The organism is Neisseria sp. HMSC070H10 (assembly GCF_001837635.1).
Classification (GTDB): domain Bacteria; phylum Pseudomonadota; class Gammaproteobacteria; order Burkholderiales; family Neisseriaceae; genus Neisseria; species Neisseria subflava_A.
Genome location: NZ_KV833370.1, coordinates 47,915 through 61,757, shown reverse-complemented (window position 1 = coordinate 61,757; position 13,843 = coordinate 47,915). Strand labels below are relative to the sequence as shown.

General features: G+C 45.9%; 13 protein-coding genes. 4 read left to right on the top strand and 9 right to left on the bottom strand.

From position 1 onward, the window contains the following. Positions 1-139 precede the first annotated feature (139 nt). On the bottom strand, positions 140-1,552 hold the full coding sequence (gene ftsY, locus HMPREF2606_RS05745) for a signal recognition particle-docking protein FtsY (protein WP_070712403.1): 1,413 nt from the start codon (positions 1,550-1,552) through the stop codon (positions 140-142). Between the two features lie 145 nt (positions 1,553-1,697). On the opposite strand from ftsY, the gene msrAB reads away from it, so the two are divergent. Continuing rightward, positions 1,698-3,266 carry a bifunctional peptide-methionine (S)-S-oxide reductase MsrA/peptide-methionine (R)-S-oxide reductase MsrB gene (msrAB, locus tag HMPREF2606_RS05740; protein WP_070712405.1) on the top strand — a complete coding sequence of 523 codons (1,569 nt, stop codon included), beginning with the start codon at positions 1,698-1,700 and terminating at the stop codon, positions 3,264-3,266. 621 nt (positions 3,267-3,887) lie between these two features. On the opposite strand, the gene purB is transcribed toward msrAB, so the two are convergent. Next, positions 3,888-5,258, bottom strand: a complete 1,371-nt coding sequence (purB, locus tag HMPREF2606_RS05730) for an adenylosuccinate lyase (RefSeq protein ID WP_070712409.1) — start codon at positions 5,256-5,258, stop codon at positions 3,888-3,890. A gap of 210 nt (positions 5,259-5,468) precedes the next feature. Between purB and HMPREF2606_RS05725 the strand changes: the two genes are divergently transcribed. Continuing rightward, positions 5,469-5,909: a surface-adhesin E family protein gene (locus tag HMPREF2606_RS05725; protein WP_004519182.1), complete on the top strand. Its 441-nt coding sequence runs from the start codon at positions 5,469-5,471 to the stop codon at positions 5,907-5,909. A gap of 385 nt (positions 5,910-6,294) precedes the next feature. On the opposite strand, the gene HMPREF2606_RS05720 is transcribed toward HMPREF2606_RS05725, so the two are convergent. Together HMPREF2606_RS05720 and purD are read right to left on the bottom strand one after the other, a co-directional pair. Continuing rightward, positions 6,295-6,864, bottom strand: coding sequence for an L-threonylcarbamoyladenylate synthase (locus tag HMPREF2606_RS05720; protein ID WP_070712441.1), 570 nt, complete (start codon positions 6,862-6,864; stop codon positions 6,295-6,297). Positions 6,865-6,935: 71 nt separating this feature from the next. Next, a complete protein-coding gene (gene purD, locus HMPREF2606_RS05715; protein ID WP_070712412.1) occupies positions 6,936-8,207 on the bottom strand; it encodes a phosphoribosylamine--glycine ligase in 1,272 nt (423 codons plus the stop codon). A gap of 140 nt (positions 8,208-8,347) precedes the next feature. On the opposite strand from purD, the gene HMPREF2606_RS05710 reads away from it, so the two are divergent. Further along, positions 8,348-8,659 (top strand): DUF4298 domain-containing protein, encoded by a 312-nt coding sequence (locus tag HMPREF2606_RS05710; RefSeq protein ID WP_070712414.1) that lies wholly within the window; start codon positions 8,348-8,350, stop codon positions 8,657-8,659. Between the two features lie 54 nt (positions 8,660-8,713). Here the strand turns inward: HMPREF2606_RS05710 and HMPREF2606_RS05705 are convergent, their stop codons facing one another. The 5 genes from HMPREF2606_RS05705 to HMPREF2606_RS05685 all read right to left on the bottom strand — a co-directional run bounded on the left by HMPREF2606_RS05705 (position 8,714) and on the right by HMPREF2606_RS05685 (position 12,914). Further along, positions 8,714-9,325 carry an IMPACT family protein gene (locus HMPREF2606_RS05705; RefSeq protein ID WP_070712416.1) on the bottom strand — a complete coding sequence of 204 codons (612 nt, stop codon included), beginning with the start codon at positions 9,323-9,325 and terminating at the stop codon, positions 8,714-8,716. 61 nt (positions 9,326-9,386) lie between these two features. After that, complete coding sequence (locus HMPREF2606_RS05700) at positions 9,387-10,319, bottom strand: electron transfer flavoprotein subunit alpha/FixB family protein (RefSeq protein ID WP_070712420.1); 933 nt, start codon at positions 10,317-10,319, stop codon at positions 9,387-9,389. Between the two features lie 10 nt (positions 10,320-10,329). Then, complete coding sequence (locus HMPREF2606_RS05695) at positions 10,330-11,079, bottom strand: electron transfer flavoprotein subunit beta/FixA family protein (protein ID WP_070712422.1); 750 nt, start codon at positions 11,077-11,079, stop codon at positions 10,330-10,332. 184 nt (positions 11,080-11,263) lie between these two features. Further along, positions 11,264-12,232: a lipopolysaccharide heptosyltransferase I gene (gene waaC, locus HMPREF2606_RS05690; RefSeq protein ID WP_070712423.1), complete on the bottom strand. Its 969-nt coding sequence runs from the start codon at positions 12,230-12,232 to the stop codon at positions 11,264-11,266. A gap of 46 nt (positions 12,233-12,278) precedes the next feature. After that, positions 12,279-12,914 carry a nicotinamidase gene (locus tag HMPREF2606_RS05685; protein ID WP_070712426.1) on the bottom strand — a complete coding sequence of 212 codons (636 nt, stop codon included), beginning with the start codon at positions 12,912-12,914 and terminating at the stop codon, positions 12,279-12,281. Positions 12,915-13,084: 170 nt separating this feature from the next. Here HMPREF2606_RS05685 and tsaA point away from each other — a divergent pair, with 170 nt between their 5' ends. Further along, entirely contained in the window at positions 13,085-13,759 is a 675-nt protein-coding gene (gene tsaA, locus HMPREF2606_RS05680; protein WP_070843428.1) for a tRNA (N6-threonylcarbamoyladenosine(37)-N6)-methyltransferase TrmO, read from the top strand. The last annotated feature ends 84 nt before the right edge of the window (positions 13,760-13,843 follow it).

Below are 13,843 nucleotides of genomic sequence, written 5' to 3'. Positions count from 1 at the left end.
GCCGTCTGAAACCTGATTTTAGGTTTCAGACGGCCTTTTTAACAGCTTGTTTGGCTTAGGTATCCCATACCGAATACAGAGCCTTCAAAGTGCATGAAACACCCTGCAAACAGCGTTCACAAATCCTTAGCCTGCCTTGTTAATCCAATAGGGCATCTACGAACGCTTTGGCATTAAACGGACGCAAATCATCGATACCTTCGCCTACGCCGATGTAGCGGACAGGAACAGGGCGGTCGGAGGCAAGGGCAGCAAGGATGCCGCCTTTGGCCGTACCGTCTAGCTTGGTGACGATAAGGCCGGTCAGACCCAGCGCTTCGTCAAAGGCTTTTACTTGGTTGACGGCGTTTTGACCGATGTTGGCATCAAGCACGACGATGATTTCATGTGGCGCATCAGGCATGGCTTTTTGCAACACGCGCTTCACTTTTTTGATTTCTTCCATCAAATGAAGCTGCGTCGGCAGACGGCCGGCAGTATCAGCCAGCACGATATCGATCCCGCGCGCTTTCGCGGCTTGGACGGCATCGAAGCAAACGGCTGCGGAATCGCCTGTGGTTTGCGAAATCACGGTTACATTGTTGCGTTCGCCCCAAGCTTGAAGCTGCTCACGCGCAGCGGCACGGAAAGTATCGCCTGCCGCCAGCAACACAGATTTACCCTGCGCTTGGAAGTATTTGGCCAATTTGCCGATAGATGTGGTTTTGCCTGCGCCGTTGATACCGGCAAGCATAATCACGAAAGGCTCCTTGGTTTCCGGCAAGACCAAAGGCTTCTCCAGAGGCTTAATCAAATCGTACAGCGCATCTTTCAGCGCGCCGCGCAATTCGTTGCCGTCTTTGAGGCCTTTAAGGCTGACACGGTCGCGCACGTCTTTCATCAAGTATTCGGTAGCTTCCATGCCCATATCGCTGGTAATCAGCACGGTTTCCAGCTCTTCGTACAAATCCTCGTCGATTTGTCCGCCGCCGAACACACCGGCCAACGATTTTGCCATTTTGTCGCGTGATTTGGTCAAGCCTTGTTTCAAACGCGCAGCCCAACTGAGCTTATGTTCTTCTGCCGGAGCAGGGGCTTCAGCCGGTGTTTCCGCAACGGCTTCTTGAACTTGCTCGACAGCTTCGCTAACTGCCTCAACAGCTTCTTCTTTGACTGCTTCGGCCTGTTCTGCTACTTCCTCAGCAGCCTCGGCCACTTCAGACGGCATCTCGGCAACGGTTTCCTTTACCTGATCAACAGCCTCACTGACGGTTTCAACAGCCGCTTCTTTTGCCACTTCAACGTGTTCTTCTACTTTTTCGACTGTTTCAGACGGCGTTTCGGTCAAAGCTTCTCGAACCTGCTCGACGGTTTCGCTGACAGTTTCAACAGCCGATTCGACAACTGATTCAACATGCCCTTTGACGTTTTCTGCTAAAGATTCGGCATCTTCTTTAATATTTTCAACTACTTGAGCAACTTCAGATTCTACTTTTGCTGCGGTTTCCTGAGCTTGGGCCTCCTCAGGAGCCGGAGTTTCCTGTTTTTTCTTGCGACGGAAGAAGCTGAACATTAAATTTTCCTTTTAATTTTAGAAACTTGAAATAGGGAGTATTGTAGCGTATTTTACGTGGCAAGGTCGTCTGAAAATCAAGGTTGTAAGGTTTTGGCATTTCCAGCGTCTAACAAAACAAACCATCCATAAAGGAAACATAGAGATGAATCCCCGCACATTATTTTCACTTTGCACCAAGTTCGGCTGCCTGCTTGCGCTTGGCGCCTGCTCATCCAAAATGATGGATACCGAAGCCGCAACCGTACCGCAGGCATTGTCCTCATTAAAAACCCCTGAAAACCGCCCTGCCAGTGTTTTCCTGAAAAAAGACAAACCTACCCTGATTAAATTTTGGGCAAGTTGGTGTCCTTTGTGTTTGTCCGAACTGGGGCAGACCGAAAAATGGGCGCAAGATGCAAAATTCGGTTCTGCCAACCTGATTACCATTGCCTCGCCCGGTTTTCTACACGAGAAAAAAGACGGCGACTTTCAAAAATGGTATGCCGGTTTGAATTATCCTAAGCTGCCCGTCGTTACCGACAACGGCGGCACCATCGCCCAAAGCCTGAATATCAGTGTTTACCCTTCGTGGGCATTAATCGGCAAAGACGGCGACGTGCAGCGCATCGTCAAAGGCAGCATCAACGAAGCGCAGGCATTGGCGTTAATCCGCGATCCCGATGCCGATTTAGGCCGTCTGAAAAACACATTTTACAAACCCGACACACAGAAAAAGGATTCAGCAATCATGAATACGCGCACCATCTACCTCGCCGGTGGCTGCTTTTGGGGCTTGGAAGCCTATTTCCAACGCATAGACGGCGTGCTTGATGCCGTATCCGGCTACGCCAACGGCAAAACGGAAAACCCAAGCTACGAAGACGTGTCCTACCGCGATACGGGCCATGCCGAGACCGTCAAAGTCACCTACGATGCCGACAAACTCAGCCTAGACGACATCCTGCAATACTATTTCCGCGTCGTTGACCCGACCAGCCTCAACAAACAAGGCAACGACACCGGCACGCAATACCGCAGTGGCGTGTACTACACCGACCCCGCCGAAAAAGCCGTCATCGCCGCCGCACTCAAACGCGAGCAGCAAAAATACAAACTTCCCCTCGTCGTCGAAAACGAGCCGCTGAAAAACTTCTACGACGCCGAGGAATACCATCAGGACTACCTGATTAAAAACCCCAACGGCTACTGCCACATCGACATCCGCAAAGCCGACGAACCGCTGCCGGGCAAAACCAAAGCCGCCCCGCAAGGCAAAGGCTTTGACGCGGCAACGTATAAAAAGCCCAGCGATGCCGAACTCAAACGCCTCCTGACCGAAGAGCAATACCAAGTTACCCAAAACAGCGCGACCGAATACGCCTTCAGCCACGAATACGACCACTTGTTCAAACCTGGCATTTATGTGGACATCGTCAGCGGCGAACCCCTGTTCAGCTCTGTCGACAAATTCGATTCTGGCTGCGGCTGGCCGAGCTTTACCCATCCAATTAATGCCTCCGCCGTTACCGAACACGACGATTTCAGCTACAACATGCGCCGCACCGAAGTGCGCAGCCATGCCGCCGATTCACACTTGGGACACGTTTTCCCCGACGGGCCGAAAGACAAAGGCGGACTGCGCTATTGCATCAACGGCGCAAGTTTGAAATTCATTCCTTTGGAAGAAATGGACGCTGCCGGCTACGGCGCATTGAAAGACAAAGTAAAATAACGGTTTGAATCGAAAAAGGCCGTCTGAAAAGATTTCAGACGGCCTTAAATTTATAATTTATTTAGTCATGTCATAAAATGATGCAATAGAAAGTATTAAATACATTACTGATATCAAAATATATTTAATTTTTTTATCTCTAATTTCTTCCCACAAATTCAAGCATATAGGAAGCATCGTAAACACTAGAACCGCAATATCAAAAAAGAAAAGAAAGAGATATCCTTCAGAACTTTCTTTCCAAAAGGGTATAAAAAAACTTGTACATATCGAGAATCCAATTAGAAAAGAGACAATACTATTTAAAACATCAATAATTCTTGCCTCTATTTGAATAGAAACAAGATACGGAAAATTACATAATTGTAGAAACCTAAGAAAATGAAGATATGCCAATAATACATATATTAGAGTCAAACCCATGAAAGTATCAAATATCTCTTTAAAAGGAATTTTTCCATGAAAATGTAATATACTGACTAACAAGCCGATTGGTAACCATACAATCAAATTTTCCTTACTTAGAAAATATTTAGACATTTAAAACTTTCTTCATTATTTTTATACTATATATTTAATTCAAAAAAAGCCATTTGAATCTTCAAATGGCTTTTTTATAAATCAAATTCGTTTTGCCAACTCTTCGGCCTTACCCACATACAACGCAGGGGTCAGCTCAAGCAATTTGGCTTTGGCTTCTGCCGGAATTTCCAACGATTCGATAAAGAGTTTCAACACTTCAGGCGTAATGCCGTCTTTACCGCGCGTCAGGTCTTTCAGCTTCTCGTAAGGATTGGCCACGCCGTAACGACGCATTACGGTTTGGATCGGCTCGGCCAGCAGCTCCCAAGTAGCGTCCAAATCGGCAGCAAGGGCGGCAGGATTCGGCTCAAGCTTGTTCAGACCGCGCAGATGGGCGGCAAAGCCCAATACGGTATAGCCCACGCCTACGCCCATGTTGCGCAATACGGTGCTGTCGGTCAGGTCGCGCTGCCAACGGGAAATCGGCAGTTTTTCAGACAAAAAGCCCAATACGGCATTAGCCATACCAAGGTTGCCTTCGGAGTTTTCAAAGTCGATCGGATTGACTTTGTGCGGCATGGTGGAAGAACCGACTTCGCCTGCTTTGACTTTTTGTTTGAAGTAACCCAAAGAAATGTAGCCCCAAACATCGCGGTTGAAGTCGACCAGAATCGTATTGACACGGCTGATGGCTTGGAAGAATTCCGCCATATAGTCGTGCGGCTCGATTTGAATGGTGTAGGGGTTGAAGGTCAGGCCGAGGCTGATTTCAACGAAGTTGCGGCAATGGGTTTCCCAATCTACATCGGGATAAGCGACCATATGGGCATTGTAGTTGCCGACTGCGCCATTGATTTTGCCGAGGAACTCTTGCGCTTGCAGGTTTTTAAACTGACGTTGCAGGCGGTACACAACATTGGCGATTTCTTTACCCAGTGTGCTTGGTGTAGCAGGCTGGCCATGCGTGCGGCTCATCATAGGGACGGCAGCCAACTCATGCGCCATGCCGGTCAGTTTTTCGATGATTTCGGCTAGTTTCGGCAGCAAAACAGTCTCACGCGCTTCTTGCAGCATTAAAGCGTGGGACAGGTTGTTGATGTCTTCGCTGGTGCAGGCAAAGTGGATGAACTCGCTGGCAGCAGCCACTTCAGGCACGCCGGAGAAGCGTTCTTTAAGCCAATACTCGATGGCTTTGACGTCGTGATTGGTGGTCGCCTCAATGGCTTTGACGGCGGCGGCATCTTCAAGCGAGAAGGTTTCGATCACTTTGTCGATTTCGGCAAGCGTAAAATCGCTGAAAGCAGGAACTTCTACAATCTTAGGCTCGGCAGCAAGGGCTTTGAGCCAGTTTAATTCAACTTTGACACGCGCACGCATCAGGCCGTATTCGGAGAAAATCGGACGCAATGCTTCAACGGATTTGGCGTAGCGGCCATCTAATGGGGAAAGTGCAGCGATAGGGTTAATCATGTCGGATCTTCCTATGGGATGAAAACCAAATTGTTTGCAATTATACATGATTTTACACTCCAAGGCCGTCTGAAAGACAGGTTTCAGACGGCCTTTTCAGCGTATTTTTCATAAATTTCTTTTCAGAGGTTCAACTTTGCAAAATCGATTTACGATATATGCCATCTTCACGGATAATATCGGCTGACTTTCTGTAAATAATGAGGTTTTATGAATATCAAACGTTTTTCCCTAGCTGCAACCGTATTTGCGGCTTTGATGTTGAGTGCCTGTGAAACAACCACCACATCGAGCGGTGGCGGCAGCTGGACCAATATCGGCACCATCTCTGAAGGCAATATCAAAGTGGCCATTGATAGAAGCAGCATTAAAAGAAATGGCGCACTGGTTACTTTCCGCGATAAAAAAACCGTTTCCAAACTGAAAGAGGAACGTTTCGTTAACACCCCGGCCTATAAAACGGCCATCGGCAGCTGGGAAATTCATTGCTCAAACAAAACCTATCGCCTGGCAGCGCTGCAACTGATGGACGAACACGGCCGGGTAATTTCCAACCAAAGCTATACGCCGACCAGCATCCGCCCAATGAGCGTCATGAGCGGCACGATTACTGAAAAACAATACGAAACCGTGTGCGGACATAAGCTTTAATCCACACTTATTCACAAAGTTATCCACAGTTTAAATATTTAAAAGGCCGTCTGAATGCTTTGAATATCAAGTTTCAGACGGCCTTTTTATGTTTTGATGGAAATTTATCTTCAAATTTATCCACAAAATTTGTTTATTCAAAAATAATTTATTACAGCGATTCATTCACGCTCAAAATTTGCTTCACTCTTTGCCAGAGCATTTCACAAAATACTGCTTTCTACTCTATTTACTGACTTACCATCTGCTTAATCGATCTGTATTTACAGACTGCTATGTATCAAACTGGATCTGCACTAAATGCTTTTCACACAGGTATTCCAATCTTTTGGAAAAAATTTGCTTCTTCAAATAAATACCTTTCCTTTGATGATACAACCCTTCTTTAACGTAGCCTTGCCCCTGTTTCTCCGTCAATAATCTGGCTAGGCGTTTTCTGCTTACCTATCAATCCGCCTACAACCCATACTTTCCTGCCAAACTGTCTTCTGACTTCCCTTTCCGTTTTGCATGCCCGTTTGCCTGCACGATTGCATGAAGTAGAGACTAAAGACATTTCCAAAACCTGACACAAGCGCCTTGCACCTGCATGCGCAGGAACCCTGACAGCCAATTTACTGCGTCCTTTCCCACGCAATGAGGGCAATACTTTTTTTCCAACCGGCAATAAAAAAGTTTTCGGAGCAGGCCATGCTTCATGCAGCATGGTTTGGATATTTTCAGACGGCCTTTGCAGCAAAGGTTGCAACTGTTCCAAGCTATGGCCTATAACAATCATGCCTTTGTGTTGCGGTCGTTTTTTCAGATGAATCAGTTGATTGAGCGCTTTGGGCAAAGTAGGGATACAGCCCAAGCCATAGCAAGACTCGGTAGGATAGGCGACCAAACCGCCTTTTTTAAGATGCGCCTGCAGCTTGTGTTGGGCTGCAGCCGATAAAATTCTGGGGAACATCATCATATACCAAGGCCGTCTGAAACTGCGATTGTCGGACAATCTGTGTTCAGACGGCCTATTTCTATTCATTATTAACGGTTGATGGCTTTATCGGCAATGTCTTTACGGTATTGCATACCGTAAAAACGGATGGTTTCCAATGCCTCATAAGCCTTGCTTTTAGCTTGTGCAACATCATCGCCCAAACCGACTACACACAACACACGGCCGCCGTTGGTTACCACTTCACCTTTTTCATTCGTTGCAGTACCGGCATGGAAAACTTTACCGATTTGATTGGCCTTATCCAAGCCGGAAATCACATCGCCTTTTTTCGGAGAGTCAGGATAATTTTGTGCAGCCAACACCACGCCTACTGCAGTCTGCGGATTCCATTCGGCAGTGACACTATCCAGTTTGCCATCGATTGCCGCTTCAACCAAGTCCACCAAATCACTATCCAAACGGCTCATAATCGGCTGGGTTTCAGGATCGCCGAAACGGCAGTTGAATTCGATGGTATAAGGCGCACCGGTTTTATCAATCATCAAGCCCGCATATAAAAAGCCGGTAAATTCATAACCTTCTACTTTCATACCGGCCACAGTCGGCAAAATAATTTCATTCATCGCGCGCTCGTACACATCAGGCGTTACCACCGGAGCAGGGCTGTATGCGCCCATACCGCCGGTATTAGGGCCTTTGTCGTCATCCAGCAGGCGTTTATGGTCTTGGCTGGTTGCCATCGGTAAAACATGATTGCCGTCCACCATAACGATAAAGCTCGCTTCCTCGCCTTGCAGGAAATCTTCAATCACGACGCGCGCGCCTGCATTGCCCATTTTATTGCCCAACAACATATCGTCGATAGCGGCATGGGCTTCATCCAAAGTCATAGCGACAATCACGCCTTTACCGGCAGCCAAACCATCCGCCTTAATAACAATCGGCGCACCTTTTTGGTTGCAGTAATCATGTGCCGCATCGGCATTTTCAAAAGTTTGGTATTGCGCGGTTGGAATCTTATATTTTGCCATAAATGCTTTAGCAAAATCCTTTGAGCTCTCCAGCTGGGCCGCGTATTGAGTCGGGCCAAAAATCTTCAATCCGGCAGCACGGAAGTCATTCACCACACCCGCAGCCAAAGGCGCTTCAGGGCCGACTACTGTAAAAGCAATATTTTCATTCCGGCAAAAATCAATCAAATCTTGATGCGCCGTTAATGCGATATTCTGCAGTTTAGGCTCAATTGCCGTTCCGGCATTACCAGGTGCAACAAAGACAGTTTCTACTTTAGACGACTGCGCCAATTTCCAAGCCAGTGCGTGTTCACGCCCACCATTACCAATAACGAGCAATTTCATACCATCTCCTTGAAGAATAGATGTTGTAAATAAAATTCAATCGATGGAATTATTGTTCCATCTTGTATAGCTGTTTCAAATTAAGAATAATATTGCACCAAGACAACCATACTCTAATTTCAAACAACGAAAGGAAAATCATGCAAAAACGTATTGACGAAATTCAAAGCAAATACCGCGAATGGTGCGAATTACTGCCGCAACTGGAAGCAGATATTGCCCGCTGGAAACATGCTGCAAGCCTTATGCAGGACATGGATGAATTCTATACCAACGAATACCAAGCATGCCATCAAGCCATTGAAGAAGGGGCAGATGTTGATTTGCATACACAGGGCGAATACAGCATTATGAGCGAAGATGCCCTATGGAACGCACTGGGGGAATTTCATCAACTGGCTTGGGAACACCTGCGCTCAAGCGTAAATGCTTTAGACAAATACCAAGTCTAAAACATCAAAGGCCGTCTGAAACTTTTGATTTCTCAAATATGTTCAGACGACCTTTTATTCAAACGGCTTCTCAGTATTTACTTCAATTTGGCGCGTATTTTTCCAGGTGGCAATACAGGCTTCATAATCTGCCAGCGCTATTTTTACTGTCAACTTACAATCCAGCTGCAAATCCTGTTCCACAATATCGGCCTGATATTGTTTGGCAATCCGTATCACCTCATTCAAAACTGGATATTCACATTTCAACCAAACCGTTTTTTCAACATTCTTTTCAACAACTTCAGCTATCGCCAGTGCCTGAGCCGTTGATTCCTTATAGGCATGAATCAAACCGGGAACACCCAATAGCGTACCGCCAAAATAACGCACAACCACAACCAATACATCCGTTACGCCGACAGAATCAATCTGCCCTAAAATAGGGCGGCCAGCGCTTCCAGACGGTTCTCCATCATCATTTGCGCGAAACTGCATTCCATCCACACCCAATCGGTAGGCGTAACACCAATGTCGTGCTTTGTGGTGCTCTTCCTTTAATGGGTCGAGATATTTCTTCACATCAGCTAACGTGCGGATCGGATAGGCATATGCGATGAAGCGGCTGCCTTTATCTTTAAATTCAGCCTGTGTCGGTGTGGTAATGGTTTTATAGGTCGTAATCATGCCAAAATATTTTCAGACGGCCTTTGTTATAAAAGGCCGTCTGAACGTTTCACGTGAAACATTAGTTTTTCAGTGCTTCAGTCAGTTGAGGCACAACTTCAAACAAATCACCAACCAAGCCGTAGTCTGCTACATTGAAAATAGGCGCATCAGCATCTTTGTTGATGGCAACAATTACTTTACTGTCTTGCATACCGGCAACGTGTTGGATAGCACCGGAAATACCGATAGCGAAGTACAGTTGCGGCGCAACCACTTTACCGGTTTGACCCACTTGGGCATCGTTTGGCGCATACCCAGCATCCACTGCCGCACGGGACGCACCAATCGCCGCACCCAAAACATCTGCCAAAGGAGTCAATACTTCATTGAATTTTTCAGCACTACCCAATGCACGGCCACCGGAAACAATCACTTTCGCCTGAGTCAATTCAGGACGGTCAGATTGGGAAAGTTGACGGTTTACGAAACGGCTCAGGTTTTGAGCAGGCGTTGCTTCAACATTGACCACTTCTGCATTACCGCCTTGTCCGGCAGCATCAAATGCTGTCGCACGGAAAGTCAGCACCAGTTTTTCAGAATCGGATTGAACAGTTTCAAACGCATTACCGGCATAAATCGGACGGACAAATGTCGAGTTATCCACAACTTCGGTTAAATCCGAAACTTGTGGTACATCCAACAAGGCAGCGACCCGGGGCAGAAGATTTTTACCAAACGCAGTTGCAGTCGCAGCCACATAGCGGTAATCCGCAGCCAGTTTAACAACCAAAGGCGCCAATTCTTCTGCCAAACCTTCAGCGTAATAGGGCGCATCGGCTACCAAAACTTTCGCCACGCCTGCTACCTGTTTTGCCTCTTCAACCACCGCAGCAGCATTACTGCCGGCGACCAATAAATCTACATTCCCTAATTTGGCGGCAGCCGTTACCGCATGCAAAGTGGCAGGATTCAAATGTTGGTTATTATGTTCCGCAATAATCAATACGCTCATTTCATACTCCTTAGATCACTTTGGCTTCGTTTTTCAGCTTTTCAACCAACTCGGCAACATCAGCCACTTTCACACCGGCTTGACGTGCTTTAGGTTCAGCAAATTTCACGGTATTTAAACGCAGAGAAATATCCACAGCCAAATCGGCAGGACTTAATTTTTCCAAAGGCTTTTTCTTTGCCGCCATGATATTAGGAAGTTTGACAAAGCGTGGTTCGTTCAAACGCAAATCCGCACTGATCACCGCAGGCAACTTCAACGCAACAGTTTCTTCGCCGCCGTCAATTTCACGGGTTACCAATGCTTCTTCGCCTTCAATTTGCACTTTTGATGCAAAAGTACCTTGAGCCGCATTCAACAACGCAGCCAGCATTTGGGCAACTTGGTTGGCGTCATCGTCAATTGCCTGTTTGCCCAGCAGTAAAATTTGCGGATTTTCTTTATCCGCAACAGCTTTCAGTAATTTTGCGACAGCCAAAGGCTCCAACTTCGCATCAGTCTCAACATGAACCGCACGGTCGGCACCCATCGCCAAAGCAGTACGCAACGTCTCTTCGCATTTTTTCTCGCCAAGAGAAACAGCAACAATCTCGCTTACTTTTCCGGCTTCTTTCAAACGGACAGCTTCTTCTACCGCGATTTCATCAAACGGGTTCATCGACATTTTGACATTACCGATATCCACATCGGAACCATCGGCTTTCACACGAACTTTGACGTTGTAGTCCACTACGCGCTTTACTGCGACCAGTGCTTTCATTCAATTCTCCTAAAAAGAATGTCCATCAAATCAAACATGCTGATTTTGATACATTCTTTATATAAAATCCAATTCGGTTTTCACCAACATGACAAAACCAAATTTGTATAAATCTTGGCAAATAGAGCGGAATTATATCATTTCTAAAGCATTTACTCAGAAAATAAATCTAACTCTCCAGCAATTATTTACCGTATGCTGCAACACAATCCATTAAGGTTTGGTAAACCTCGTCAACATTGGGAATTTGAGCAATACCGCCTAAATTCTTTGCATAAGCCGAAACTTGAACGCCGGTCTTGGCCGGATCTGTATCTGTATAAATTCCTATAACAGGCTTTTCCAACGCATTGGCAAGATGCAGCAACCCGGTATCTACGCCAACAATACCCTCTGCGTTTTTTAATAAAAATGCGGCCTGTAATAAATTCATCTTGTCGCAGACGAAAGCAAACGGTAAACCGCTTGCAATCTGTTCGGCTCGCATTTTTTCGGTTTTATTTCCCCACGGCAGATATACATTGCATTGTTGCTCTTCATTCAACTTTTTCAATAATGCACGCCAGTTTTCTACCGGCCATAATTTACTGTCGCGACTGGTTGCATGCAAAGCAACATAATAAGGGGATTGCACATTTTTCAGACGGCCTGATTCAGGAACCGACAAACCAAATACCTGCGTTTCAGGCATTGTATAACCAAATACTTGGGCGAATAATTCACGGTTTCGCCAAACCGCATTTTTACCTTTCGGTACGGCAAACGTTTTACTGTACGCAAGGGCAGCCAAACTTTCACGCGCGCTGTGTTTATCCAAACCGTAAATAGGGGATTTCGCCATTTTGGCAAAGCATGCGCTTTTAATCAGTCCTTGACTATCTAAAACAAAATCAAAAGATTCAGCCTGTAAATCCGTTTTCAGACGGCCTATTTCACGCCATGTTTCAGCCTGAAAAAGGTGTTTGCGCCACTGCCGCCATTTCATTACATGAACCTTTTTGACAAAAGGATGCAAGCGCGCAATATCTGCAAACCCTGACTCACACAGCCAATGGAGCTCTACCTCAGGACATTGTCGCGCCAAATCTTCAACTGCGGGCAACGTATGAATTAAATCGCCCATACTGGACAAGCGGACAAGTAAAATCTTCATATTTTGGAAAATGTTTCACGTGAAACAACAGAATTTCAAATATAATTTATTGATTATTAATGTATTCTTTTATTTTTTCAGCGTTTTCTAAAATAACTGCCCCGGCAGAATGCATTTCACACCATGCAGATTCAACCGTTTCTGGAGCAATGCCGCGACAAGCCGCCTGATTGACGATGACTTTCCAAGCCCCGCCTTTAAGCAATTGTAAAACCGTTGTCTTCACACAATAATCCGTTGCCAAACCGCCGACAATAACTGTATCTGCATTTTGACAGCGCAACCATTCGATCAAACCTGTACTGAGCTTTTCCTCAATATCGTGAAAACATGCGCCGTAAGGATGCAACTCAGGATCAACGCCTTTCCAAACGCAATAATCGTATTCTTTGGCTGAAGGCAGGCCATCCAACAATTCATAGCCATATGTTCCAACCATCGCATGCGACACCCAAGTCAAATCCGCATCGGGTAAACCCGTCGGTTTCAACATATCAATAGGATTATCCACAAGCCATTTTGCCGCGGTATGATGCGCATCTTTCGTCATAACACGTAAATCCGCCAATGCAGCTTGGGCATTGAGTTCATCCGCAATCAGATGACCTTCGGCAACAGGCAATTCTTTCGGACACAAAGGCGTAAACGTTTTTTGTGCATCTACATCGATGGAAATAATCATGTATTAATATAACCTATTGATTTTATTTTAAATAATTTAAATCATTCATTTATTGCCAATGTACGGACATTTGGAATAAATGCTTTGTATTATAACAAATTACTACCGCAAAATGTGGGAAAACATCTGTGATATGATGACAGTTTGCACAGAATATTTATCCACAAATTATGTCCTATTCGATTACGCCTATTGCAACCGTTCATTCCCCCTACAAACAAAAATTCGGCATTGCCCGCCAACCCGGTTTGGTTCCTGCGGCAGAAATTTGCATTGAACTCACTCCTGAATTTGCCGCAGACAGCGTTCGGGGCTTGGAAGATTTCGACTATGTGTGGATAAGTTTTATTTTCCACGGCGTATTGGATGAAGGTTGGGCGCAAATGGTGCGTCCGCCACGGCTTGGAGGCAAACAAAAAATGGGCGTATTTGCCACGCGCAGCCCGCACCGCCCTAATCATCTCGGTTTATCCCTGCTGAAACTCGAACGTATCGAAACAGGCAAACCTATCCGCATCTATTGCAGTGGTGCAGACCTATTGGACGGTACCCCGGTAGTGGATATCAAACCCTACATCCCGTTTGTCGAATCCAAACCTGACGCATCATCAGGCTTTGTCAGCGGCAAACCTGAAGAATTGAACGTTGTTTGGGCAGAAAGTACGCTTGCGGAACATTTATCCACAGAAGAAAAACATCTCATTGAACAAAGCATCGCCCAAGATCCTCGCCCTGCCTATCAAGATATTCCCGAACGTATTTATGTGATGAATATTGCGGATTATGAAGTACAGTTTAGGATAGAAAACAAATGTGCCACAGTGATTAAACTATCCACAATCTGATTGCAAATTGAATTTATCTACAAACAAAAGGCCGTCTGAAATGTTCAGACGACCTTTTAATTATCCACAGACTGATTGATTTAG